The organism is Ramlibacter montanisoli (genome assembly GCF_013087525.1).
GTDB lineage: Bacteria > Pseudomonadota > Gammaproteobacteria > Burkholderiales > Burkholderiaceae_C > Ramlibacter > Ramlibacter montanisoli.
This window is the reverse complement of the sequence record NZ_JABFCS010000001.1, coordinates 3717481-3740560: the sequence shown is the minus strand read 5'-3', so window position 1 is coordinate 3740560 and position 23080 is coordinate 3717481. Positions and strand designations below refer to the sequence as shown.

Here is a 23080-nt window from a genome sequence, read left to right as displayed (position 1 = left end):
GGCCGCGGCCCGTGACAACCTCGAAGCAGGAGACAAGCCCCATGCCACGCCCTGCCCTGCAAGTGATCCGCGACGAGCACGCCGCGGTATCCGCCGTGCTGCGCTCGCTGCTGCAGATGATGGAACGCGACCCCGACGAACAGCCGGAGCGCTTCTTCGACGTGCTGCGCGCGATGCTGTTCTACATCGACGAGTTCCCCGAGCGCCGCCACCATCCCAAGGAATCGGACCTGCTGTTCCCCAAGATCGCGCGCGTGGCGCCCGAGCTGATGGGGGTGATCGAGCAGCTGGAGGCCGACCACGTGTCCGGCGAGTGCCGCGTGCGCGAGCTGCAGCACCTGCTGCTGGCGTGGGAGCTGCTGGGCGACAGCCGCCGCGCCGCCTTCCAGGACGCGGCGCGCAAGTACGTGGAGTTCTACCTCACGCACATGCGCACCGAGGAGACGGAACTGCTGCCGGTGGCGCAGAAGCACCTCACCGAAAGCGACTGGGCGCAGCTGAACGCCGCTTTCGCCACCCACGTGGACGACCCGCTGGCCGGCGGCGGCGACCGCGACCCGGTCTACGACCGGCTGTTCACCCGCATCGTGATGCGCACGCCGGCGCCGATCGGGGTCGGGCCGGGCTGAGTCAATTGGCCAGTTCGGGATAGTCGGTGTAGCCCTTGGCCCCGCCGCCGTACAGCGTGGCTTTCTCCACCGCGTTCCACGGCGCGCCGCTGCGCAGCCGCTGCACCAGGTCGGGATTGGCGATGAAGGGCCGGCCGAAGGCCACCAGGTCCGCGCCCTCCGCCAGGGCCTGCTCGGCCAGCGCCTGGTCGTAGCCGTTGTTCACCATCCAGGCCCCCTTGGCGCCGGCATCGCGCCAGGCGCGCCGCATCGCCTCGTAGTCGAAGGGGCGGCCTTCCACTTCGCGCGGTCCGCCGGTGGCGCCCTCGATCAGGTGCAGGTAGGCGATGCCCAGCGGCGCCAGCTGCTTGACGACGTAGTCGAACAGCGGCTGCGGATCGTCGTCGGCGATGTCGTTGGCGGTGGTCACCGGCGACAGGCGCAGGCCCACGCGCTCGCGGCCGACCTCTTCGCACACTTCGCGCATCACCTCCAGCAGGAAGCGCGCGCGGTTCTCGATCGAGCCGCCGTAGTCGTCGCGCCGCTGGTTGGCGCCGGTCTTGAGGAACTGGTCCACCAGGTAGCCGTTGGCGCCGTGCACCTCCACGCCGTCGAAGCCGGCGAGCAGCGCGTTGCGCGCGGCATGGCGGAAGTCGCGCACGATGCCCGGCACCTCCTCGGCGTCCAGCGCGCGCGGCTCCGAGGTGGGCACGAAGGCGCCCACGCCGTCGCGGATCAGGTAGGTCTTGGTCTTCGCCACCAGCGCCGAGGGCGCGACCGGCAACTGGTGCTCCGGCTGCAGCTCCACGTGCGAGACGCGGCCCACGTGCCAGAGCTGGCAGAAGATGCGCCCGCCCTGCGCGTGCACGGCCTGCGTGACCTGCTTCCAGGCATCGAGCTGCTCGGTGCCGTACACGCCCGGCACGTCGGCGTAGCCCTGCCCCTGTTGGGTGATGGCGGTCGCCTCGCTGATGATCAGGCCGGCGGCGGCGCGCTGCGCGTAGTACTGCGCCATCAGCGGGGTGGGGATGGCGCCGGGCGCGCGGTTGCGCGTGAGCGGCGCCATGACGATGCGGTTGCGCAGGTGCAGGTTGCCGACCTGCACCGGGTCGAACAGGGTCTTCATCCGGGGCTTTACTTCAGGAGGCCTTCGACCTTCAGCGCTTCCTGCACCGCCGGCCGGGCCTCGACGCGCGCGTTGTGCGCCATCAGGTTCGGGTAGGCGGAGGTGTCGATCGCCATCGGCTTGGTCCAGCGCGTGACGGTGTACAGGTAGGCGTCGGCCACCGTGAAGTGGTCGCCCATCACGTACTGCTTGCCGGCGAGCTCGCCGTTGACGAAGGTGAAGCGGTTGGCCAGGCGCTCGCGGTAGATCTTCTTGGCCTCTTCCGGCATCGCGGGCTGGAACAGCGGCGAGAAGCTCTTGTGGATCTCGGTGCCGATGAAGGTGAGCCATTCCTGCAGGCGGTAGCGGGGCAGGGTGCCGTTGGCGGGCGCCAGGTTCTTCTGCGGCGCCTGGTCGGCCACGTACTGCACGATCGCCGGGCCTTCGCGCAGGCGCGTGCCGTCATCGAGTTCCAGCATGGGCACGTAGCCGAGCGGATTGATCGCGTAGTAGTCGCTGCCATCGGGCAGCTTGTGCGTCTTGGTGGGGGCCATCACGGGCTCGAAGGCCAGGCCGGCCTCGCGCAGGACGATGTGGGGCGACAGCGAGCAGGCGCCGGGGAGTAATAGAGCTTCATCTTTGTTGCTTTCCTGGTGTTGCGCTTGGGGGACGGGGTGCGAAGAATTCGATGCTAGCCAAGTCGGGGGACCCGTGCACGCCTTGGGGCTGCTGTCCGGCTTGGTCACAATGGATCCATGTCAAAGCTTTTGAAATGGGCGTTCATCCTCCTGGCCGCGTTCGCGCTGCTGCTGGTCGGCGTGGCGCTGGCGCTGCAGCAGTGGCTGCGTACCGATGATTTTCGCGCGCGCGTGGAGCGCGAGGGCAGCGCGGCGCTGGGCGTGCCGCTGAAGCTGGGTCGCCTGTCGGTGGACCTTTGGCCGCTGCCGGCCGTCGCCGCGGACGACGTGCAGGTGCAGACCCGACCGGCCATCACCGTCGGCCGGCTGGAGGCACGGCCGGTGTGGGCGGGCCTGCTGGCCGGCAAGCTGGAGATCGCCACGCTGATCGTGCGCAAGGCCGTGCTGCCGCAGACCGGCATTGCCGCGCTCGGCGCCGCCCTGCAGAAGAAGCAGCCCGGCAAGCCCTCGCCCAAGGCGAGCGGGCAGCCCGCGCCCATGGTGCTGCCGCACCGCGCGGTGTTCGACGACATCAGCTGGATCGACGAGAAGGGCCAGCGCATCACGGTGAACGCCGATGGCGACTTCACGCCCGAAGGCATGCTGGAGAAGGCCTCGTTCAAGGTCGTGCAGGGGCGCCTGGCCGGCACGCAGGGCAACGTCAAGCGCGAGGGCGAGCAGTGGGCCGTGCCGCATCGATCGACGTCGGCGGCGGCCGCATCGCCGGCAGGCTGCAGCTGCGCCCCGGCAAGCCGGCGGGCGCGCAGGTGCTCACCGGCAACCTGAACACCGACAACGTGGAAGTGTCGGCGCTGACCGCGCCGAGCAAGCCGCTCACCGGCAAGCTGCAGGCGCAGACCTCCCTGCGTGCCGACTTCCGCGAGATCGGCCAGCTGGCCGACGTGCTCACCACGCAGACGAAGTTCACCGTGCGCGACGCGCTGGTGCAGGGCATCGACCTGCAGAAGGCCGTGCAGTCGGCGGGCATGAGCCGCGGCGGCATCACGCAACTGGACACCCTGGCCGGCCAGGTGGCGACGCAGGGCAAGGCGGTGCAACTGACCAACCTGGTGGCGACCTCGGGCGCGCTCTCGGCCAACGGCAACGTCTCGATCTCGCCGGCCAAGGCGCTGAGCGGCCGCGTGGTGGTGGACCTCTCGCGCCAGTCCGGCGCGATCGGCGTGCCGTTGGCGGTGAGCGGCACGGTGGACGAGCCCAGCGTGATGCTCACGCGCGGCGCGATGGTGGGCGCGGCGCTCGGCACCCTGGTCGCTCCCGGCGCCGGCACGGCGGCGGGCGTGACGGCGGGCGACAAGATCGGCGAGAGCCTCAAGGGCCTGTTCGGCGGCGGCAAGTAAAGCGCAAGCTCTGCTGGCGCGCGTCCTACAGCGCGCTGGGACGGCAGACTATCGCCTGCCGCGCTGGCCGTGGGTAGCATGAAGGTTCACCCAAGCAATGCACGGAGAACCGTATGCACCTCTCGACGGTCGAAACGGTCCTCGAGTACCAGGTCCAGTCGCCCACGCACTTCTGCTTCAACATCGAGGCCGCGCACTGGCCCACGCAGAAGATCCTGAGCGAGAAGCTGGCCATCTCCTCCGGCGTCTCGCCGCACAGCTACACCGACCCGCGCAGCGGCAACCGCTTCATCCGCTTCGATGCGCAGCCGGGCCCGCTGCTGGTGAACTACAAGGCGGAGGTGGAGGTGCACACGCCGCCGCCCGAGCCCTCGCTGCGCGAGACGCCGGTGGGCCAGGTGCCCGATGACATCTTTCCCTACCTGCTGGCCACGCGCTATTGCGAGTCCGACGTGCTGTGCGGCGAGGTGGTGCGCATGTTCGGCGAGCTGCCTTCCGGCTTCGCGCGGGTGCGCGCGGTGGAGGAGTGGATCCGCCGGAACATCGTCTACAGGCCGGGCAGCACCAACTCCAACACCACCGCGCAGCAGGTGTTCGAGCAGCGCGCCGGCGTGTGCCGCGACTTCGCGCACCTGGGCATCACCTTCTGCCGCGCGCTGAACATCCCGGCGCGCATCGTCGTGGGCTACGTCTGGTTCGACGAGCCGCCGCAGGACTTCCACGCGCTGTTCGAGGCCTGGCTCGATGGCCACTGGGTGCTGTTCGACCCGACCGGCATGGCGCCCGTGGACCGCGTGGTGCGCATCGGCACCGGCCGCGACGCCAAGGACGTGGCCTTCGCGACCATCTTCGGACAGCTGCAGATGACGCGCAAGGAAGTGATGGTGCTGGAGCACGACCCGCGTCCGCGGCATGTGCCGGTGCCTACGCCGGCGCCGGCGCTAGCGAGGGAAGCGGCGGCGATCTAGCGAGCAACCGGAGTCGAGTAGGCTGGGGTTCGCTGCGCTCACCACCAGCCTACGTTTCAGCGGCTGCCTAGGTCTTGTACGACGGGTCGGTTCTTTCCAGCCGCCGCAGCAAGGCCGGCCACGCGATGTTCGCGCCCTGTCCCGCGGTGACGGTCTTCAGCACCTGCGCCATTCCCTCCATGATCTTCGGGTTCACGAACACCAGTTCGCCGCCCGCCTGCGCATCGATCTGGATGCGGCAGGTGTTCTCGAAGGTGTACATGGAGAGGAAGGCGTCCGGGATGGTGCGGCCCACCGTCAGCAGGCCGTGGTTGCGCAGCATGAGGAAGTTCTTCTCGCCCAGGTTCTGCTGCAGCCGCGGCTTCTCGTCCTCGCGCAGCGCGACGCCCTCGTAGTCGTGGTACGCGAGCGAGGCCAGCACGAAGGTGCTTTGCTGCGAGATCGGAAGCACGCCGCACTTCTGTGCGCTGACCGCCACGCCGGCGCGGCTGTGCGTGTGCAGCACGCAGCCGGCGTCCTCGCGCGCCTGGTGGATGCAGCTGTGGATGTTGAAGCCCGCGGGGTTCACGGGGAAGGGCGAATCGATCACCTTGCGGCAGTCCTGGTCCACCTTCACCAGCGAGGACGCGGTGATCTCGTCGAACATCAGGCCGTAGGGATTGATCAGGAAGTGGTGCTCGGGCCCGGGGATGCGCGCGCTGACGTGCGTGAACACCAGGTCGCTCCAGCCGTACAGGGCCACCAGCCGGTAGCAGGCGGCGAGGTCCACGCGCAGCTGCCATTCCTCGGCGCTGACCACTTCGCGCAGCGATGCGATGTTCATGGCGTTTCCTTGTGTGCTTGGCTCACGACTTGTCTCCTGTTCGCCCCATTCTTGGGGCGTGCTTGACCGGCCACTGTCAAGATTTGGACAATGTGGGGAACTCCTGGCCTGGGCCTGTCACCCGCGTGTCCCCCGCTTCCACCGCCGAGCTCCTGCGGCACCTGAACGTGAACCCCTGGTTCGCGGGCCTGCCGCTGGCGGAGCGCCGCGTGCTGCTCGCCGGCAGCGAGCGCCTGCGGCTCGCGCCGGGCGAGATGCTGTTCCGCCAGGGCGACGAGGTGCCGCCCGGGAGTGGCGCCTTCTACGGCGTGCTCAGTGGCGGCATCAAGGCCTCGAGCCTGCGCGAGGACGGCAAGGAAGCGATCCTGGTGGTGCTGGAAGCGGGCAACTGGTTCGGCGAGATCTCGCTGATCGACCGGCAGCCGCGCACGCACGACGACGACGGCGGTGAGCGATGCGGAGCTGCTGGCGCTGCCGCGGCCCGCCTTCGACCGCCTGATGAAGCGGCCGGCCTTCGCGCAGGCCGTGTGCCGCATGCTCGCCGCGCGCGTGCGCTCGCTGTACGGGATGGTGGAGGACGCAACACTGCGTTCGACGCGTGCCCGCGTCGCCCGGCGCCTGCTGCTGCTGGCGCGGGGCGACGCCACCCAGGCACGCGAGCCGCGGCCGGTGGTGCCCGTGTCGCAGGAGGCGCTGGCGATGATGCTGGGCGTGTCGCGGCAGACGCTCAGCAAGGAGTTGCAGGCGCTGGCGCAGGCGGGGGCGGTGACGCTGGGGTATGGGCGGATCGCGATTGCGTCGGTGGCCTTGCTCGAAGCGGCTGGAGTGGATCGATGATTGGTGGATTCGTAGGCTGGTGGTGAGCGCGAGCGAACCCCAGCGGCTGGTGCGCGATGCTGGGGTTCGCTGCGCTCACCACCAGCCTACGGCGACGTGGCGCGCTCGAGTGCCGTCAACCAGCGGATCGCTTGAGCATCCGTCTCGCCGCACATCTCCACCGACGGCTGCAGTCCCTCGCAGAACGCCGGCCGCTCCGGCCGCCCGAAGATCCGGCAGCGGTTCTCGTCATCCAGCTGCACGCAGCGCACGCCGGCCGGCTTGCCCTGCGGCATGCCGGGAATCGGCGAGGTGATCGAGGGCGCGATGCAGCAGGCACCGCAACCCGGCCGACATTCCATTGCTCTTCTTTCTGTAGCAGGTCAGGCCTGCTGCAGGCGCCCGGCCGCCCACAGCACCTGTTGCACCACGGACTGCGCGCGGGTCTTCGCGGCTTCGTCGACCAAGTGGCCGTCGGCGTCGAAGGCGCTGCCGGCGCGGCCCAGGGCGTAGGTCTGCGGCGCCACCCAGCAGTGCAGGTTCAGCAGCAGCGGAACCAAGTGGCTCTGCGAGCGCAGCCCGCCTAGCGCGCCGGGCGAAGCGCTCAGCACGCCCACCACCTTGCCGCGGCTGAAGCGGAAGTCGTCGTTCCAGACCGCGTCGCCCTTGACCGGGCTGGACAGCCAGTCGAGCGTGTTCTTCAGCAGGGCGGGGTAGCTGGCGTTGTACTCCGGCGTGCAGATGAGCCAGGCCGGGTGCTCGTAGAACAACTGCTTGAGCTTCATGACGTCCGGTGGCGTGCCGCGCGCCTCGAGGTCGGCGTTGTACATGGGGATGTCGTAGTCGCCCAGTTCCAGGTGCGTGACCTCCGCCCCGCCGGCGCGCGCCATCGCCGCCACCTCGCGGGCCAGCTTGCGGTTGAAGGACGCGAGGCGCGTGCTGCCGGCGAAGACGAGGACTTTCATGGGCGCATTGCATCACAGCGGGCAGGATCGCGGCCCCGCCCGTAAAATCACCCCCTCCTGTGAACGGCCAGCTCCTTGGCCACCCCGCGCCCGGTTCGGCGCCCACCCATGCTTTACCCCGAAGAATTCGACGTCATCGTCGTTGGCGGCGGCCACGCCGGCACCGAAGCAGCCCTTGCGTCCGCGCGCATGGGTTGCCGCACGCTGCTGCTCACCCACAATATCGAGACCCTGGGACAGATGTCCTGCAATCCCTCGATCGGCGGGATCGGCAAGGGGCACCTGGTCAAGGAAGTCGACGCGCTGGGTGGCGCGATGGCGATCGCCACCGACGAGGCCGGGATCCAGTTCCGCATCCTCAACTCCAGCAAGGGGCCGGCGGTCCGTGCGACCCGGGCCCAGGCCGACCGCATCCTGTACAAGGCGGCGATCCGCCGGCGGCTGGAGAACCAGCCGAACCTCACGCTGTTCCAGCAGGCCGTGGACGACCTGATGGTGGAGGGCGACCGGGTGGTCGGCGCCGTCACCCAGATCGGCATCCGCTTCCGTTCCCGCGCCGTCGTGCTGACGGCCGGCACTTTCCTGGACGGCAAGATTCACGTCGGCCTGGAGAACTATGCCGCTGGACGGGCAGGGGATCCGCCGGCCGTCTCGCTGTCGGCCCGGCTCAAGGAGCTGAAGCTGCCGCAGGGGCGGCTGAAGACCGGGACGCCGCCGCGCATCGACGGTCGCACCATCGACTTTTCCAGGTGCGAGGAGCAGCCGGGCGACCTGGACCCGGTGCCGGTGTTCAGCTTCATGGGCTCGGCCGCGATGCACCCGCAACAGGTGCCGTGCTGGATCACGCACACCAACGAGCGCACCCACGACATCATCCGCTCCGGCTTCGACCGCAGCCCGATGTTCACCGGCAGGATCGAGGGCGTCGGCCCGCGCTACTGCCCGAGCGTGGAAGACAAGATCAACCGCTTCGCGGACAAGTCCAGCCACCAGGTCTTCCTGGAGCCGGAAGGGCTGACGACCAACGAGTTCTACCCCAACGGCATCTCGACCAGCCTGCCCTTCGACATCCAGCTGGGCCTGGTGCGGACGCTGCCCGGACTGGAGCATGCGCACATCCTGCGGCCGGGCTATGCGATCGAGTACGACTACTTCGACCCCCGCGGCTTGAAGAGCAGCTTCGAGACCAAGGCGATTGCCGGACTGTTCTTTGCCGGCCAGATCAATGGCACGACCGGTTATGAAGAGGCGGCGGCCCAGGGCCTGTTCGCCGGCATCAATGCCGGGCTGCTGGTGAAAGGTGAGGGCGCCTGGTTGCCCAGCCGTGACCAGGCCTACCTCGGTGTTCTCGTCGACGACCTCATCACCAAGGGCGTGACCGAGCCCTACCGCATGTTCACCAGCCGGGCCGAGTACCGGCTGCAGCTGCGGGAAGACAACGCCGACCTGCGCCTGACCGAGGCCGGCCGGAAGATGGGCCTGGTGGACGATGCCCGCTGGGACGCGTTCTGCCGCAAGCGCGATGCTGTTTCACGTGAAACAGAGCGGCTGAAGGCGACCTGGGTGAACCCCGGATCGTCTCGGCGGAGGAGACGCAGCGTGTCCTGGGGACCTCCATCGAACACGAATACAACCTGGGCGACCTGCTGCGCCGGCCTGATGTCGGCTACGAACAGCTGATGTCGCTGGAGTCCGGGCGCTGGCGTGGCGATGCTGTTTCACGTGAAACACTGGGCGCGCTGTATGCGCCGGTGGTGGAGCAGATCGAGATCGCGGCCAAGTACTCGGGCTACATCGAGCGGCAGAAGGACGAGATCGGGCGGGCGGCCTACTACGAGAACCTGAAGTTGCCGGCCGAGCTGGACTACATGCAGGTCGCGGCGCTGAGCATCGAGGTGCGGCAGAAGCTCAACAAGCACCGGCCGGAAACGCTCGGGCTGGCGTCCCGGATCTCGGGCGTCACCCCGGCGGCGATCTCCCTGTTGCTGGTGCACCTCAAGAAGAACAAGTTCAAGGGCTTCAACGAAGCCGCGAACCAGACCGGGCAGGCCGCCGCATGATGGCAGTGATCGACACCGCGGCCCGACTGCAGGCGGCCGCCGGACAGCTCCAGCTTGCGCTCACCGAGCAGCAGGTCGAGCAACTGCTGGCCTACCAGCAGCTCATCGCGAAGTGGAACAAGGTCTACAACCTGACCGCCGTGCGGCCGGACGAGATGCTGGTCCAGCACCTGTTCGACAGCCTGGCGGTGGTGAATCCGCTGCGCGGGCAAACCGGGGGCAGGGTTGTGCGGCTGCTGGATGTGGGTTCCGGCGCTGGCTTGCCCGGCGCGGTCATCGCCATCTGCTGCCCCGAAGTCCAGGTGGATTGCGTGGACACGGTCGGCAAGAAGGCCGCCTTCGTCCAGCAGGCGGCAGCCCAGCTGCGCCTGCCCAACCTGCGCGGCGTGCACGACCGGGTGGAAAACCTGGCCGGACCGTACGACGTGATCAGTTCCCGGGCCTTCGCCTCGCTGCCCGACTTCGTCGCCTGGTCCGGCGGCGCCCTGGCCGAGCAGGGGGTCTGGCTCGCCATGAAGGGCAAGGTCCCCACGGAAGAGATCGCCGAGCTGCCTGCGGCAGCTGAAGTGTTCCACGTGGAACAGCTGAGCGTGCCGGAACTGTCGGCGGAACGCTGCATTGTCTGGATGCGCAAACCCCCGCGTGAGGAAAGCGACACAGGTTCCGCGAAGGCCTGACGGTAAACTCAGCCTTCATCAGGAGGAGGGGATCCATGTTTGGCGTTGCAGACTACGGCGCGTTCGTCGTCGCGATCCTCGTTTTCCTCGCCATCCCCGGCCCGGGCAACCTGGCCCTGATCACTTCCACCGGCAAGGGCGGCGTCCCCGCCGGACTGGGCGCCACCTTCGGCATCATTGCCGGCGACCAGGTCCTGATGTGGGCCGCGGTCGCCGGAGTCGCGACCCTGCTGGTCACCTATCCCGCCGCCTTTTCCGCCGTCCAGTGGCTGGGAGCCGCCTACCTGGCCTGGCTCGGCTTCCGGATGCTGCTGGCCAAGCCGGGCGACGCGCCGGTGCTGCACATCGAACCGCGCCACTATTTCCGGCAGGCCGCCGTCATTACCTTGCTGAATCCCAAGGCCATCGTGTTCTACATGGCCTTCTTCCCGCTGTTCGTCGACCCGGCGCGGCACCAGGGCATGCTGACCTTCGCCGTGATGGCCGCGACGATCGCGGTCCTCACCTTCCTCTACGGACTGGTCGCCGTCCTGCTCACGCACTTCCTGGCGGAGCGCATGCGCGCCAACCCGCGCATCGGCCGGGTCCTCGAGAAAGTGGCGGGCGTTTTCCTCATCGGCTTCGGCGTGAAGCTCGCGGTCAGCAAATAGGATCCCATGGCAAAGATTTTCTGCGTCGCCAACCAGAAGGGCGGGGTTGGCAAGACGACGACGGCGGTGAACCTGGCCGCGGGCCTGGCCAAGGTGGGCCAGCGCGTGCTGATGGTGGACCTCGACCCGCAGGGCAACGCCACCATGGGTTCGGGCGTGGACAAGCGCCAGCTGAAATACTCCGTGTACGACGTGCTGCTGGAGTCGGCCACCGTGGCCGAGGCGCGCGTGCAGAGCGAGCGGCTGAAGGAAGCCGGCTGCAGCTACGACATCCTGGGCGCCAACCGCGACCTGGCCGGCGCCGAAGTGGAACTGGTGGACGTCGAGCGCCGCGAGCGCCGGCTGAAGGAAGCGATCGCGCAGGTCGCCAGCGAGTACGACTTCATCCTGATCGACTGCCCGCCGGCTCTGTCGCTGCTGACGCTCAATGGCCTGTGCGCCGCGCACGGCGTGATCGTGCCGATGCAGTGCGAGTACTTCGCGCTCGAAGGCCTGTCCGACCTGGTGAACACCATCAAGCAGGTGCACGCCAACCTGAACAAGGAGCTGGAGATCATCGGCCTGCTGCGCGTGATGTTCGATCCGCGCATCACGCTGCAGCAGCAGGTGAGCGACCAGCTCAAGGCGCACTTCGGCGACAAGGTGTTCAACACGGTGATCCCGCGCAACGTGCGCCTGGCCGAAGCCCCGAGCTACGGCCTGCCCGGCGTGGCCTTCGATCCGGCCGCGCGCGGCAGCCAGGCCTTCGTGGAATTCGCCAAGGAGATGGTGGACCGGCTCGGGAGCATGCGCAACCCGCCCGCCACGCGCGCGGCCACACCCGCCGACAACGCCGTCAGCCTCACCTCCTTGCTACATAAACAAGAGCAGTGAAGCCAAGCAATGTGCTGGTCCTCCCGGGGTGGGAGGGGAGCGGTCCGAAACACTGGCAGACCCTCTGGGAGCAGCGCCACGGCTATCGCCGCGTGGAACAGCACGACTGGCTGCGGCCCTTGCGCGGCGACTGGGTGGCGCGGCTGGAGGACATGGTGCTCTCCTGCGACGAGCCCGCGGTGCTGGTGGCGCACAGCCTCGGCTGCATCCTCGTCGCGGCCTGGGCGGCGCACTCACGGAACACCGCGCGCGTGAAGTCCGCGCTGCTGGTCGCGCCCGGCGACGTCGAGCGGCCGCAGGTGCGCGAGCTGCTGCCCTCGTGGTCGCCGATCGAGCTGCAGGCGCTGCCCTTTCCCTCCGTGCTGCTGGCCAGCCGCGACGATCCCCACTGCGAGTTCGAGCGCGCGCGCCTGTTCGCGCACGCCTGGAACGCGCAGTTCATGGACTACGGCGACTGCGGCCACATCAACGCCGATTCCGGCCTGGCCAGCTGGCCCGAAGGCCACGTCCTGCTGCAGGACCTCATGAAAGACTGATAGAGATGGTGACCAAGAAACCCAAGGGCCTGGGCCGCGGCCTGGAAGCACTGCTCGGACCCAAGGTCCAGGAGCACGCCACGGAAAGCGGCGAGGGCACGGGGCCGAGTCCGGGCCAGCCTGCATCGCTGATGCTGCAGGACATGGTGCCCGGCGTGTACCAGCCGCGCACGCGCATGGACGAGGGCGCGCTCTACGAACTCGCGGAGTCGATCAAGGCGCAGGGCATCATGCAGCCGATCCTGGTGCGGCGCCTGGGCGATGGCGAGCACGCGGGCAAGTACGAGATCATCGCGGGCGAGCGCCGCTTCCGCGCCGCGCGCCTCGCGGGCCTGGACAGCGTGCCGGTGCTGGTGCGCGACGTGCCCGACGAAGCCGCCGCGGCGATGTCGCTGATCGAGAACATCCAGCGCGAGGACCTCAACCCGCTGGAAGAAGCGCATGGCCTGCAGCGCCTGGTGAAGGAGTTCGGCCTCACGCACGAACAGGCGGCGCAGGCCGTCGGCCGCTCGCGCAGCGCCGCCTCCAACCTGCTGCGCCTGCTCAACCTGGCCGACCCGGTGCAGACCATGCTGATGGCGGGCGACATCGACATGGGCCACGCGCGCGCTGCTGGCGCTGGAACGCGCCGCGCAGATCACCGCCGCCAACCAGATCGCGCAGAAGAAGCTGTCGGTGCGCGAGGCGGAAAGCCTGGTCAAGAAGCTGGGCGCGGAGTTCAGCCTGACGAGCCCCAAGCCGAAGAAGGAAAAGTCGCGCGACCTGCGCCGCATCGAGGAGGAGCTCTCGGACCTGCTCACCGCGCAGGTGGAAGTGCGCGTGAAGAAGAGGGTGAAGCGGCACGGCCGCGTCGAGGAGATGGGCGAAGTCTCGATCCAGTTCGGGTCGCTCGACGAGCTCAATGGTGTGATCGACCGCCTGCGTGCGCAGGGCTGAAAGGACAACTATGTTGGGCTGGTTTCTGTCCCGGATCACCGGCAAGGCCTCCGACCCGCTGGCGCTGTACCACGCCGGCGCCTTCGTCGAGGCCGAGCGCCTGGCCGAGGAGCGGCTGCAGAAGAATGCCGCCGACCGCAAGGCCTCGCTGGCGCAGGCGATGCTGCTGGTGGACCGGGGCCGCGGCAAGGACGCGATCGAGATCGCCGAGCGCCTGCTGGCGCCGGCACGCAAGGACGCGCAGGCCTGGCTGGTGATCGCGCGCGCGCACTCGTCGGTCGGGCGGCGCAAGGCCGCGGGCGAGGCGCTCGCGTCCGCCGCGAAGCTGGCGGGCAACGAGCCCTCGGTGCGCGCCGAACTCGCTCTGCACGCCTTGTCCGAAGGCCGGGTCGATGACGCCGCGAAGCACCTGGAGCGGGTGCGCGGCGGCGGTCCGCGCGTGGCCAAGGCGCACAGCGAACTGGGCGCGGACCTGCTGCACCGCCAGCAGCGTGAAGCCGCCGCGCGCCACCTGCAGCAGGCGATCGCGACCGACCCGAACGATGCGGTCGCGCATGCCAACCTGGGCGCCTTGCGCAAGGACGAAGGCAGCTTCGACGAGGCGGCACGGCTGCTCGAACGCGCGGTGGAACTGCAGCCGGCACTGGTGGAGGCGGCCTTCAACCTCGCCATGCTGCGCATCCAGGACCGCAACTGGAGCGGCGCGCAACGCCTGCTGCGCGACTACGTCGCTGCGCGCCCGCGCGATGCCGACGCGCAGTACTGGCTGGCCAATGCGCTGGTCGGCGATGGCGACGTCGCCGGCGCCCGTGCCGCCTGCCAGGCTGCGCTGCGTGCCGACAACCAGCACGCGCGCGCGCGCTGGGCGCTGGTCATGTCGCAGCTGCCCGCGGTGCCCATGAGCGTTTCGGAGCAGCAGGCGGGACTGGCCGACTTCGGCACGGAGCTGGACAAGCTGGCGCTGTGGTGCCGCACCAAGGCGCCCGAAGGCGTGCACGAGGCGGTGGGATCGCAACAGCCTTTCTTCATCGCCTACATCGAGGACAACCACCGCGAGGTCCTCAAGCGCTACGGCGCGCTGTGCACCGAGCTCATGGGCCAGTGGGCGCGCCGGGTCAAGGTGCCGGAACCCGCGCCGGCGCGTGGCGGCAAGCTCAAGGTCGGCATCGTTTCCGCGCACATCCACAGCCACTCGGTCTGGCATGCGCTGCTGCGCGGATGGGTGGAGCACCTGGATGCGGACCGGTTCGAGCTGCAGTTGTTCCACACCGGCATGCTGGAGGACGCGGAGACCAAATGGGCGGCCTCCAGGGTCGCGCACCTGCACCATGACCTGGGCGGCTGGACGTCCTGGGCCAAGGCCGTGAGCGACGCGCAGCTGGACGTGCTGATCTATCCGGAGATCGGCATGGACTCGACCACCGTGCGGCTCGCTTCGCTGCGCCTCGCGCGCGTGCAGCTGGCCGGCTGGGGCCACCCGGTCACCACGGGCCTTCCGACCATCGACGGCTTCCTCAGCGCCGAGGCCTTCGAGCCGGCCGACGCGCAGCAGCACTACAGCGAGAAGCTGGTCGCGCTGCCGGGCCTGGGCTGCGCCTATCCCCCTACGGCACCGAAGCGGAAGCGACCGACCTGGCCGAGTGGGGCATCGCGCCGGACGACCGCCTGCTGCTCGCGCCGGGCCAGTCCTTCAAGTACGCGCCGGCCGACGACGCGCTCTGGATAGCGATCGCGCGCCGCTGCGCGCCCTGCAAGCTGGTGTTCTTCCGCGCCAACGACCAGCACGCGGCACGGCTGGAGCGTCGCCTGCGCGCCGCCTTCGGCGAGGCCGGCGTCGACTTCGACGCCAACGTGCGCATGGTGCCCTGGCAGCAGCAGGCGGCCTACTTCGCCTTGCTGCAGCGCGCCGACGTGTTCCTCGACACCATCGGCTTCTCCGGCTTCAACACCGCCATGCAGGCCGTGGAGTGCGGCACGCCCATCGTCGCCTGGGAGGGCCGCTTCATGCGCGGGCGGTTCGCCAGCGGCATCCTGCGTTCGCTCGGCCTGGGCGAGTGGGTGGCGTCCAGCCACGCCGACTACGCCGACAAGGTGGCGCGCCTGTGCGCCGATGCGGACCTGCGCAAGGCCGTGCGCGCGAAGATCGAGGCGCAGCGCGGGCAGGTGCTGGAGCAGAAGGCGTCGGTCGACGCCCTGGCCAAGGTGATGCTGGAGATGGCGTCCCGGGCCTGAGCCGGGACGCCATGAAGATCAGGGACGTGCCAGCGCCGCGAGCGCGCGCACGTCCTTCGCATCGCCCAGGCCCCAGCAGGCGGCAATCAGCTGCCTGGTCTTCGCGGCGCCGAGCACCGGCTCGGCCAGCTGCGAGAACTTCGCTTCCAGCATGGCGTCGGTCATCGGCCTTTGCAGCGAGCCGATCGCGTGTTCCACGAACACGTGCACCTTGCGGCCGTCCTTGAGGACGGCGGTGACGTCGGCGCTGGCCTCGTCGATGCTGTTGTCCACGGTGGCCACCACCTTGCGGCGCAGCTCCACCATGTCCGGGCGGTTGACGATGTCGTCGTGGTACTCGTCCTCGCCGGCGCGGCCGAAGATCAGGCCGGCGGCGCAGCCGTGGTACACGCTGAACTTGCCCTGCAGGCCGTCCGCCGGTTCCTTCTTGCCGGTGAGTTCCAGCACCAGCGAGTGCACGCGCAGCTCGATGCGCTCCACATCCGCCGCCTGCACGCCCTGTTCGCGCAGTTGCACGCAGGCGTCGATGCTCGGGTGGATCACGATGCCGCAGGCGAAGGGCTTGTAGCTGTTGAAGGAGATCTCGAAGCGCTGGCCCAGTTCGTCGGTCGCCTCGTTCCACGCGGTCTTGGTCGAGACCACCTGCGCCCAGCCGCGCGGTGCTTCCAGCGCCCGCGGGCTGGATGTGAAGCCCTTGGCGGCGAGCAGCGCCGACATCAGGCCGGCGCGCGCGGCGGCGCCGGGTGGAAGGGCTTGGTCATGGTGCCGAACTGCTCGCGCAGGCCGATCGGCTGCGAGGCGGCAATGCCCAGCGCCATCTGCGTCTGCTGCGCATCGAGCTTGAGCAGTCGGGCGCAGCCGGCGGCCGCGCCCAGCATGCCGGTGGTGCCGGTGATGTGCCAGCCGCGGTCGTAGTGCTCCGGGTAGACCAGGTTGCCCAGGCGGCAGGCGACGTCGATGCCGAGCACCAGCGCATCGACCACGTCGCGGCCGCTCATGCCCTTGTGCTCGGCCAGCGCAAGCAGGGCGGACGCCACCGGCCCGGCCGGGTGGATGATGGTCTTCAGGTGCGTGTCGTCGAAGTCGAAGGTGTGCGAGGTGATGCCGTTGACCAGCGCGGCGCTGGCAATGTCGATCTTCCCGCTGCGGCCGGCGACGGTGGCCTGCGGCGCGGGCTGCAGTTCGGCGACGGCGGCGAGCGCCGCATCGGCCGCCTCGTGCTTCGCCGCGCCCACGGCGCAACCGAGCCAGTTGAGGAAGGTGCGGTGCGCTTCGTGGTCGACCGCGTCGCTCCAGCCGCGAGGCGTGCGAGGCGACGTAGCCGGCCAGGATCTTCGTGATCGGGGTGCGTTGTGGTCCGCCGGGACCTGGGTGTTGCGAGCCATGCTTGCTTATCCTTCCAGGCGTTCGTGCGCCTGCTGTACGTGGCGGGCCAGCAGCTGCTCGCAGCGCGCGGCGTCGCCGGCGCGCAGGGCGGCGGCGATTTCGCGGTGGTCGGCGACCGAAACCAGCATGCCCAGGCCATGGGACAAGTTGGTCAGGCGCGACAGGTGCAGCTTCTGGACGATGTTGCGATAGGTCTCGGTCAGCGCGGCATTGCCGGCGGCTTCGACCATCAGCCAATGGAATCGAAGGTTCTCGCTGTAGTAGGCGCTCACGTTGGTGCTGCGAGCGGCGTCCTCCATCCGACCGACGGACGCATCCAGGGCCCCGGCCAGTTGCTCGCGTTCCGGCGTCGGCAGGGCCGCCGCGCGCCGTCCGGCGAAGCCGTCGAGCAGGGCGCGCAGCTCGTAGAGGCCGCGGACTTCTTCGGCGCCGAGCTTGCGCACGAACACGCCGGAGTGCTTGCGCGCCTCCACCAGGCCCGAGCTTTCCAGCTCGCGCAGCGCTTCCCGCACGGGGACGCGGGATACGCCCAGGCGCAAGGCCACGTCGGGCTCGTTGATCCGTTCGCCGGCCTGGATCTCGCCGCGCAGGATCATGCCCAGCACGTCGTCGCGTACCAGCTTGCCCAGCGAGGTGGCGCGGACGGTGGCGGCCAGGGCGGCGCCAGGCGCGCTGTCGGGCGGGTTCCAGGGCAGCATATCCGAAATATTGTATACGATTACTTCTTGCAATTGCCCCCGGGCGAAGCGCGGTCTAGCATGGCCTCCTGTTCCTCAGCCGGAGCGATCCGATGCAGGTGCGAATGAAGCAGGCGTTGTTGGGAGTCCTGCTGGTGTTGGGAGGCCGGGAGGCGGCCGCCGAGATGTTCCGCTGCCAGAAGGCGGACGGCAGCGTCGTGTTCCAGCAGCTGGAGTGTCCGATCACCGAACTGGCGCCGCCGGAGGTGCCCAAGGCCGATGCGCCGGCGGCGACGGTGGTCGCGCCCGTGCCCGCCCCGCCGCCCAAGGCGCCGACGCCCAAGGCCTTCGCCGCGCCGGAGCGGCCGCTGGCCGTGCCCAATCCCGTGGCCGTGGCACCTGCGAGCAGCCAGGACGACATCAAGCCCAGCAAGCGCAAACGCGACGTGCTGGAGCTGAGCGCGCAGTTCGAGCGCTGCCGCGCCGACGCGCCGGGCTTCGCCGAGAAGAGCCAGGAGGTGTACGCCGCCTGGCGCCAGCGGCACGCCGCCGTCATCTCCGAATACCAGAAGCAGCTGATGGCCAAGGTGCGCGCCGGGCGACGGGGCGACGTGACGCTGCCCCTGAGCCTGTGCACCGAGGAGTGGCTGCGCGGCATCGAGCCGCTGTCGCGCATGCCCGATCCGCGCTACCAGAGCGTGGAGAAGACCTGGCAGATGTTCATGGGCGCCCTGATGACGGGTGACCGCGTGACGGCCCTGAACTGCCTGACCGGCCGCGCGCACGCGCGCTGGAAGGCGCGCACCGAGGCGATGAGCGACGACGAGTTGCGCCGCATCGGCGCCTCGATCCGCGCCCTGAAGGTGCAGTGGGGCGACGACTACGAGAAGGAAGGGCTGGTGGCCGATACCGACAACCGCGTGATCGGCATCGCCTTCCGCAACGTCAACGAGGAATGGAAGATCACCGAGATGGGCGGCGCCCCCGCCGCGGGGCTGCCGCTGCAGTGATCAGAGGGTGAAGATCTTCCCGGGGTTCATGATGTTCTTCGGGTCGAGCGCGCGCTTGATCGTGCGCATCATGTCGACCGCGCCGGCGCCGGCCTCGTCCACCAGGAAGCCCATCTTGTGCAGGCCCACGCCGTGCTCGCCGGTGCAGGTGCCTTCCAGCCGCAGCGCGCGCGCCACCAGCTTGTGGTTCAGCTCCTCGGCGACTTCGCGCTCCTTGGCATCGTTGGGATCGAGCAGGTAGCCGAAGTGGAAGTTGCCGTCGCCCACGTGCCCGACCAGGAAGTAGGGCAGGCCGCTGGCATCCGCCTCCGCCACCGACTCCAGCAGGCAGTCGGCCAGCCGCGAGATCGGCACGCAGGTGTCGGTGGAGATGGCGCGGCAGCCGGGGCGTGACTGCACGGCGGCGAAGTAGGCGTTGTGGCGCGCGGTCCAGAGCCGCGTGCGCTCTTCCGGCGTCGCCGCCCATTCGAAGGACTCGCCACCGAATTCGGAGGCGATCTCCTGCACGGTCTCCGCCTGCTCCTTCACGCTGGAGGGCGAGCCGTGGAACTCCATCAGCAGCATGGGCTCCTCCCGCAGTCCCAGCTTGCTGTGGGCATTCACCATGCGCACCGTGTTGCGGTCGATCAGTTCCACGCGCGCGATCGGCACGCCCAGCTGGATCGTCTGGATGGTGGTGCGCACCGCCGCCTCGATGCTCGGGAAGGAGCAGACGGCCGCGGAGATCGCCTCGGGGATCGGGTACAGGCGCACCGTTACTTCGGTGATCACGCCCAGCGTGCCTTCGCTGCCCACGAACAGGCGGGTGAGGTCGTAGCCGGCGGAGGACTTCTTGGCACGCGTGCCGGTGCGGATCACTTCGCCGCTGGCCGTCACCACTTCCAGCGCCAGCACGTTCTCGCGCATGGTGCCGTAGCGCACGGCGTTGGTGCCGGAGGCGCGGGTGGCGCTCATGCCGCCGATGGTGGCGTCGGCACCCGGGTCGATCGGGAAGAACAGGCCGGTGCTCTTGATCTCGTCGTTGAGCTGCTTGCGGGTGACGCCGGCCTGCACGGTGACGGTCAGGTCCTCGGCATTCACGGCCAGCACCTTGTTCATGCGGCCCACGTCCACGCTGATGCCGCCCTGCACGGCGAGCAGGTGGCCCTCGAGCGAGGAGCCGACGCCGAAGGGGATCACCGGGATGTCGTGTTCGCTGGCCAGCCGCACGGCGTCGGCCACGTCCTCGGTGTTCTCGGCGAACACCACGGCGGCGGGCGGCGGCACCTGGAAGGAGGATTCGTCGCGCCCGTGCTGTTCACGCACCGCCAGCGCGGTGGAGCAGCGCTCGCCGAAGCGGGATTTCAGCGCCGCGATCAGGGCGGCGGGGACTTCGCGCTGCTGGACGTCGGGTACCAGGTGCGCAAGGGCGGCAGGTGCGTTCATGCTTGTCTCCGGGGCAGACCGGAGTGTAGTCGGCCCCGCCTGGACGCGCCTGCCGGCGCCCGGCCGTCAGCGCAGCGAGTCCTCGTACTCGAAGCGGCTGATCAGGCCGTCGAAATTGCGGTCCATCTCCTCGAAGCTCATCGTGCCGATGCTCAGGCGGCGGGCCTCGGCGCGGGTCAGGTCGCCGTCGTGGTTGGCGTCGGCGAAGAAGAAGGAGCGGGCGATGTCCACGGCCGCGAAGCCGCCGGCGCCGGAGGTCGAGCGCTGGGCTGGGCCGGGGACGGTGGCGCCCGCACCCAGCACCGCGGTGTTGGGCAGGTTGTGATGATGCCGGTGAAGTTGCCGTCGGGCGAGGGCAGTTCGGCGGGCGGCAGGTTGGGATTGGCCGTGGTCGGCGGCGTGGCCGAGCCGGCCGGCGCGATCGGCGAGGTGCTGGCCGCGATCGGGTCGCTGGACACGGCGGCGCCGCTGCCCGAGCTGATGCCGGCGGGGAAGATCGGACGCAGGCCCGCGGGGTTGGGGGCCGAAGGCGCCGTGGTGTTGGTGCTAGGGCGCGGCGTGGCGGTGCCTTGGGACAGCTGCCGCACCTGCGCGTTCGCTGCGGAGGCAGCGGCAGCGGCGCAGATGCCGACGGCGAGAAGGCGGGTGATGGCGTTCATGGAAGGACTCCCTGCTGTTCGCGTGCCGCCACGGACATGGGCGGCCTCTTTACATCGTCGGTGCCCTGCCGAAAACAGCAGAGCCGCCGCTGGCGGGTCTTGCTGTAGGACCGTTCAGTCGGCTGGCGGACAATGGCAGGGAACAGGAGAACACGACATGGGCAAGCGGCTGACCCAGATCGCCACCCGCACGGGCGACGACGGCACCACCGGGCTGGGGGACAACACCCGCGTCTCCAAGGACCACCTGCGGGTGCACGCCATGGGCGACGTGGACGAACTGAACTCGCACATCGGCGTGCTGCTGTGCGAGCAGCTGCCGGCCGGCGTGGCCGACCTGCTGGTGGAGATCCAGCACCAGCTGTTCAACCTGGGCGGCGAGCTGTCGATTCCCGGCTTCGAGCTGCTCAAGGCCGAGGCGGTGCTGGCGCTCGACGAGGCGCTGGCGCACCACAATGGCACGCTGCCCAGGCTGGAGGAGTTCATCCTGCCCGCCGGCAACCGCGCCGCGTCGCAGGCCCATGTGTGCCGCACCGTGGCGCGCCGCGCGGAACGCGCCGTGGTGGCGCTGGGCAAGGAGGCCCCGCTGCGCGACACGCCGCGGCAATACCTCAATCGCCTGTCGGACCTGATGTTCGTGCTGGCGCGCGTGTGCAACCGCATGAACGGCGGCGACGACGTCTACTGGAAGAGCGAGCGGCTGGCGCGGAACCAATGACCGCATGGATGTCGGCCCGGTAGGCTGGTGGTGAGCCGAAGGCGAACCCCAGCGTTTCGCGACCGCTGGGGTTCCTGCGTCACCCCAGCCTACGAAGCTGGCGCACCTCTACCTGGCCGCCAGCACCGCCATCGTGATCCGCGACACGCAGGTCAGCTCGCCCGCGTCGTTGTGCATCTCGATCGCCCACACCTGCGTGCTGCGCCCGACGTGCACGGGCGTCGTCTTGCCGGTGACCCAGCCCGACTTCGCCGCGCGGATGTGGTTGGCGTTGATGTCCAGGCCGACCACCCGGTGTCCCGGCGGCGCGGAATAGATCGCGCCGCAGGAACCGAGCGTTTCCGCCAGCACCACGCTCACGCCGCCGTGCAGCAGGCCGTAGGGCTGCCGGGTGCGGGTGTCCACCGGCACGCGCGCGGATGATGAAGTCCTCGCCGACCTCCAGGAACTCCATGCCCAGGTGCGCGGGCGCGGTGTCCTTGTGGATGTCGGTGAGGTCCTGGATGGAAAAGGGTCGGGTCCAGATGGCCATGCGCCGATTATCTCCGCGGGGTCGCGGTGGTCGTCTCCACGGTGGGCGCGTCGGCGACCGACACGCCGGTGGACGTGTCCCGGTTCAACAGCGCGTGGATCAGGATCGCGCCGAAGGTGGCCGTGCCGATGCCGCCGAGGGCGAACTGGCCGAACTTGAGCGTGAAGTCGCCGGTGCCCAGCACCAGCGTGATGGCCGCGACGATCAGGTTCTTGTTCTGCGAGAAGTCCACGCGGTTGTCCACCCAGATCTTGGCGCCCGCGACCGCGATCAGGCCGAACACCACGATGCTCACCCCGCCCATGACCGGCAGCGGGATCGCCTGGATCACGGCGCCGAACTTGGGCGAGAAGCCCAGCACCAGCGCGATCAGCGCGGCGAACAGGAACACCGCGGTGGAATAGATCTTGGTGGCGGCCATCACGCCGATGTTCTCGGCATAGGTCGTCACGCCGGTGCCGCCGCCCATGCCGCTGACCACGGTGGCGACGCCGTCGCCGATGAAGGCCCGGCCCATGTACTGGTCGAGGTTGCGGCCGGTCATGGCGGTGACCGCCTTGATGTGGCCCAGGTTCTCGGCCACCAGGATGATCGCCACCGGCGCGATCAGCAGCATCGCCGGGCCGCTGAACACCGGCGCCGCGAAGGCCGGTGCACCGAACCAGGCGGCACTGGCCACACCGGAGAAGTCGATCGGCTTGCCCAGGCCCATGCCGTTGGTGAGGATGCCGTAGATGATGCTGGCGAGGATCAGGCCCACCAGGATCAGCAGGCGCTGCACCATGCCGCGCGTGAGCACCGCGACCAGGCCGACGCAGACGAAGGTCACGGCCTGCATCCAGCTGTCGAAGTTGCTGGCCGCCATGTTCTTGATCGGGATGCCGGCCAGGTTCAGCCGATCACTGCCACCACGGCGCCGGTGACTACCGGCGGCATGAAGCGCTCGATCCAGTTGGTGCCCACCGCGTGCACGATGGCGCCGATGATGGCGTAGAGCACGCCGCAGGCGACGATGCCGCCCAGCGCCACGCCGATGTTGCCGTTGGGCCCCTTGCCCGCGTAGGCGGTCGCGGCGATCACCACGCCGATGAAGGCGAAGCTGGAGCCCAGGTAGCTGGGTACGCGGCCGCCGGTGATGAGGAAGAAGATGAGCGTGCCGACGCCGCTCATGAGGATGGCGATGTTGGGGTCGAAGCCCATGAGGATGGGCGCCAGCACGGTGGCGCCGAACATGGCGATCACGTGCTGCACGCCCATCACCGCCGTCTGCGGCCAGGGCAGGCGCTCGTCCGGCGCGATCACGCCGCCCTGCTGCAGCACGGCCGACGGCCGCTCCGTCCAGTGGAACATTCCCATCTCGCTCTCCTCTTGAAAAAGTCGAGCGATGCT

General features: G+C 69.3%; 21 protein-coding genes and 7 pseudogenes. 16 read left to right on the top strand and 12 right to left on the bottom strand.

Annotated elements, in window-relative coordinates:
* Positions 1–41: 41 nt before the first annotated feature.
* Positions 42–629, top strand: coding sequence for a hemerythrin domain-containing protein (locus tag HK415_RS18535; protein ID WP_171561832.1), 588 nt, complete (start codon positions 42–44; stop codon positions 627–629).
* A gap of 1 nt (position 630) precedes the next feature.
* On the opposite strand, the gene HK415_RS18530 is transcribed toward HK415_RS18535, so the two are convergent.
* Entirely contained in the window at positions 631–1734 is a 1104-nt protein-coding gene (locus tag HK415_RS18530; protein ID WP_171561828.1) for an alkene reductase, read from the bottom strand.
* Between the two features lie 8 nt (positions 1735–1742).
* A pseudogene (gstA, locus tag HK415_RS18525) lies at positions 1743–2350 on the bottom strand (glutathione transferase GstA).
* A gap of 118 nt (positions 2351–2468) precedes the next feature.
* Between gstA and HK415_RS25495 the strand changes: the two are divergent.
* The 3 genes from HK415_RS25495 to HK415_RS18515 all read left to right on the top strand — a co-directional run bounded on the left by HK415_RS25495 (position 2469) and on the right by HK415_RS18515 (position 4716).
* Positions 2469–3176 carry an AsmA family protein gene (locus HK415_RS25495; RefSeq protein WP_253261947.1) on the top strand — a complete coding sequence of 236 codons (708 nt, stop codon included), beginning with the start codon at positions 2469–2471 and terminating at the stop codon, positions 3174–3176.
* Positions 3071–3748, top strand: coding sequence for a hypothetical protein (locus tag HK415_RS25490; protein WP_253261946.1), 678 nt, complete (start codon positions 3071–3073; stop codon positions 3746–3748). Before HK415_RS25495 ends, HK415_RS25490 begins: the two co-directional genes overlap by 106 nt.
* Positions 3749–3861: 113 nt before the next feature.
* Entirely contained in the window at positions 3862–4716 is an 855-nt protein-coding gene (locus HK415_RS18515) for a transglutaminase-like domain-containing protein (RefSeq protein WP_171561821.1), read from the top strand.
* 67 nt (positions 4717–4783) lie between these two features.
* Here HK415_RS18515 and HK415_RS18510 read toward each other — a convergent pair whose 3' ends face one another.
* Positions 4784–5539 carry a class II aldolase/adducin family protein gene (locus HK415_RS18510; RefSeq protein ID WP_171561818.1) on the bottom strand — a complete coding sequence of 252 codons (756 nt, stop codon included), beginning with the start codon at positions 5537–5539 and terminating at the stop codon, positions 4784–4786.
* On the opposite strand from HK415_RS18510, the pseudogene HK415_RS26570 reads away from it, so the two are divergent.
* Positions 5527–5913 (top strand): annotated as a pseudogene (locus HK415_RS26570) (hypothetical protein); the annotation flags it as partial. The gene HK415_RS18510 and the pseudogene HK415_RS26570 sit on opposite strands and share 13 nt — an antisense overlap.
* Positions 5914–5986: 73 nt before the next feature.
* Positions 5987–6376 carry a Crp/Fnr family transcriptional regulator gene (locus HK415_RS26565; protein WP_309246747.1) on the top strand — a complete coding sequence of 130 codons (390 nt, stop codon included), beginning with the start codon at positions 5987–5989 and terminating at the stop codon, positions 6374–6376.
* 86 nt (positions 6377–6462) lie between these two features.
* Here the strand turns inward: HK415_RS26565 and HK415_RS18500 are convergent, their stop codons facing one another.
* Positions 6463–6717, bottom strand: a complete 255-nt coding sequence (locus HK415_RS18500; protein ID WP_171561813.1) for a YkgJ family cysteine cluster protein — start codon at positions 6715–6717, stop codon at positions 6463–6465.
* 21 nt (positions 6718–6738) lie between these two features.
* Entirely contained in the window at positions 6739–7320 is a 582-nt protein-coding gene (locus HK415_RS18495; RefSeq protein ID WP_171561810.1) for an NADPH-dependent FMN reductase, read from the bottom strand.
* Positions 7321–7428: 108 nt separating this feature from the next.
* Here HK415_RS18495 and mnmG point away from each other — a divergent pair.
* The 8 genes and pseudogenes from mnmG (at position 7429) to HK415_RS18455 (ending at position 15284) form a co-directional block, all read left to right on the top strand.
* Positions 7429–9380: pseudogene (gene mnmG / locus HK415_RS18490) on the top strand (tRNA uridine-5-carboxymethylaminomethyl(34) synthesis enzyme MnmG).
* A complete protein-coding gene (rsmG, locus tag HK415_RS18485; protein ID WP_171563549.1) occupies positions 9380–10057 on the top strand; it encodes a 16S rRNA (guanine(527)-N(7))-methyltransferase RsmG in 678 nt (225 codons plus the stop codon). The pseudogene mnmG and the gene rsmG overlap by 1 nt, the downstream one beginning before the upstream one ends.
* A 35-nt stretch (positions 10058–10092) precedes the next feature.
* Positions 10093–10707, top strand: a complete 615-nt coding sequence (locus tag HK415_RS18480; RefSeq protein ID WP_171561805.1) for a LysE family transporter — start codon at positions 10093–10095, stop codon at positions 10705–10707.
* A 6-nt stretch (positions 10708–10713) separates the two neighbouring features.
* A complete protein-coding gene (locus tag HK415_RS18475; protein WP_171561803.1) occupies positions 10714–11580 on the top strand; it encodes a ParA family protein in 867 nt (288 codons plus the stop codon).
* Positions 11577–12116, top strand: coding sequence for an RBBP9/YdeN family alpha/beta hydrolase (locus tag HK415_RS18470; protein ID WP_171561799.1), 540 nt, complete (start codon positions 11577–11579; stop codon positions 12114–12116). The genes HK415_RS18475 and HK415_RS18470 overlap by 4 nt, the downstream gene beginning before the upstream one ends.
* Before the next feature lie 5 nt (positions 12117–12121).
* Positions 12122–13052: pseudogene (locus tag HK415_RS18465) on the top strand (ParB/RepB/Spo0J family partition protein).
* 10 nt (positions 13053–13062) lie between these two features.
* Positions 13063–14778 carry a tetratricopeptide repeat protein gene (locus tag HK415_RS18460; protein ID WP_171561795.1) on the top strand — a complete coding sequence of 572 codons (1716 nt, stop codon included), beginning with the start codon at positions 13063–13065 and terminating at the stop codon, positions 14776–14778.
* Positions 14685–15284, top strand: a complete 600-nt coding sequence (locus HK415_RS18455; protein WP_309246858.1) for an O-linked N-acetylglucosamine transferase family protein — start codon at positions 14685–14687, stop codon at positions 15282–15284. Before HK415_RS18460 ends, HK415_RS18455 begins: the two co-directional genes overlap by 94 nt.
* An 18-nt stretch (positions 15285–15302) precedes the next feature.
* Here HK415_RS18455 and HK415_RS27625 read toward each other — a convergent pair.
* Positions 15303–16669, bottom strand: a pseudogene (locus tag HK415_RS27625) (MmgE/PrpD family protein).
* 6 nt (positions 16670–16675) lie between these two features.
* Positions 16676–17368, bottom strand: a complete 693-nt coding sequence (locus tag HK415_RS18445; RefSeq protein WP_171561788.1) for an FCD domain-containing protein — start codon at positions 17366–17368, stop codon at positions 16676–16678.
* Between the two features lie 104 nt (positions 17369–17472).
* On the opposite strand from HK415_RS18445, the gene HK415_RS18440 reads away from it, so the two are divergent.
* Positions 17473–18357, top strand: a complete 885-nt coding sequence (locus tag HK415_RS18440) for a hypothetical protein (RefSeq protein WP_171561785.1) — start codon at positions 17473–17475, stop codon at positions 18355–18357.
* Here the strand turns inward: HK415_RS18440 and HK415_RS18435 are convergent, their stop codons facing one another.
* The 3 genes from HK415_RS18435 to HK415_RS18425 all read right to left on the bottom strand — a co-directional run bounded on the left by HK415_RS18435 (position 18358) and on the right by HK415_RS18425 (position 20441).
* The gene (locus HK415_RS18435; protein ID WP_171561782.1) at positions 18358–19782 is read right to left on the bottom strand and encodes an FAD-binding oxidoreductase; all 1425 of its coding nucleotides are present in this window, start codon (positions 19780–19782) and stop codon (positions 18358–18360) included.
* Positions 19783–19848: 66 nt separating this feature from the next.
* Complete coding sequence (locus HK415_RS26550; protein WP_171561778.1) at positions 19849–20013, bottom strand: hypothetical protein; 165 nt, start codon at positions 20011–20013, stop codon at positions 19849–19851.
* Positions 19959–20441: a hypothetical protein gene (locus HK415_RS18425; RefSeq protein ID WP_171561774.1), complete on the bottom strand. Its 483-nt coding sequence runs from the start codon at positions 20439–20441 to the stop codon at positions 19959–19961. Before HK415_RS18425 ends, HK415_RS26550 begins: the two co-directional genes overlap by 55 nt.
* A gap of 157 nt (positions 20442–20598) precedes the next feature.
* Between HK415_RS18425 and HK415_RS18420 the strand changes: the two genes are divergently transcribed.
* Complete coding sequence (locus HK415_RS18420) at positions 20599–21159, top strand: cob(I)yrinic acid a,c-diamide adenosyltransferase (RefSeq protein WP_171561771.1); 561 nt, start codon at positions 20599–20601, stop codon at positions 21157–21159.
* Positions 21160–21267: 108 nt separating this feature from the next.
* Here the strand turns inward: HK415_RS18420 and HK415_RS18415 are convergent.
* Together HK415_RS18415 and HK415_RS18410 are read right to left on the bottom strand one after the other, a co-directional pair.
* Positions 21268–21691: pseudogene (locus HK415_RS18415) on the bottom strand (hotdog fold thioesterase).
* 7 nt (positions 21692–21698) lie between these two features.
* Positions 21699–23047, bottom strand: a pseudogene (locus tag HK415_RS18410) (solute carrier family 23 protein).
* Positions 23048–23080 lie beyond the last annotated feature (33 nt).

Bases quoted from the DNA above. Each gene is read 5' to 3' on its own strand.
- HK415_RS18535 (WP_171561832.1), top strand. From the start codon at position 42: ATGCCACGCCCTGCCCTGCAAGTGATCCGCGACGAGCACGCCGCGGTA.
- HK415_RS18475 (WP_171561803.1), top strand. From the start codon at position 10,714: ATGGCAAAGATTTTCTGCGTCGCCAACCAGAAGGGCGGGGTTGGCAAG.
- HK415_RS25495 (WP_253261947.1), top strand. From the start codon at position 2,469: ATGTCAAAGCTTTTGAAATGGGCGTTCATCCTCCTGGCCGCGTTCGCG.
- HK415_RS18515 (WP_171561821.1), top strand. From the start codon at position 3,862: ATGCACCTCTCGACGGTCGAAACGGTCCTCGAGTACCAGGTCCAGTCG.
- HK415_RS18440 (WP_171561785.1), top strand. From the start codon at position 17,473: ATGAAGCAGGCGTTGTTGGGAGTCCTGCTGGTGTTGGGAGGCCGGGAG.
- HK415_RS18420 (WP_171561771.1), top strand. From the start codon at position 20,599: ATGGGCAAGCGGCTGACCCAGATCGCCACCCGCACGGGCGACGACGGC.
- HK415_RS18445 (WP_171561788.1), bottom strand. From the start codon at position 17,368: ATGCTGCCCTGGAACCCGCCCGACAGCGCGCCTGGCGCCGCCCTGGCC.
- HK415_RS18480 (WP_171561805.1), top strand. From the start codon at position 10,093: ATGTTTGGCGTTGCAGACTACGGCGCGTTCGTCGTCGCGATCCTCGTT.
- HK415_RS18510 (WP_171561818.1), bottom strand. From the start codon at position 5,539: ATGAACATCGCATCGCTGCGCGAAGTGGTCAGCGCCGAGGAATGGCAG.
- HK415_RS18460 (WP_171561795.1), top strand. From the start codon at position 13,063: ATGTTGGGCTGGTTTCTGTCCCGGATCACCGGCAAGGCCTCCGACCCG.
- HK415_RS18495 (WP_171561810.1), bottom strand. From the start codon at position 7,320: ATGAAAGTCCTCGTCTTCGCCGGCAGCACGCGCCTCGCGTCCTTCAAC.
- HK415_RS18435 (WP_171561782.1), bottom strand. From the start codon at position 19,782: ATGAACGCACCTGCCGCCCTTGCGCACCTGGTACCCGACGTCCAGCAG.
- HK415_RS18425 (WP_171561774.1), bottom strand. From the start codon at position 20,441: ATGAACGCCATCACCCGCCTTCTCGCCGTCGGCATCTGCGCCGCTGCC.
- HK415_RS18500 (WP_171561813.1), bottom strand. From the start codon at position 6,717: ATGGAATGTCGGCCGGGTTGCGGTGCCTGCTGCATCGCGCCCTCGATC.
- rsmG (WP_171563549.1), top strand. From the start codon at position 9,380: ATGGCAGTGATCGACACCGCGGCCCGACTGCAGGCGGCCGCCGGACAG.
- HK415_RS18530 (WP_171561828.1), bottom strand. From the start codon at position 1,734: ATGAAGACCCTGTTCGACCCGGTGCAGGTCGGCAACCTGCACCTGCGC.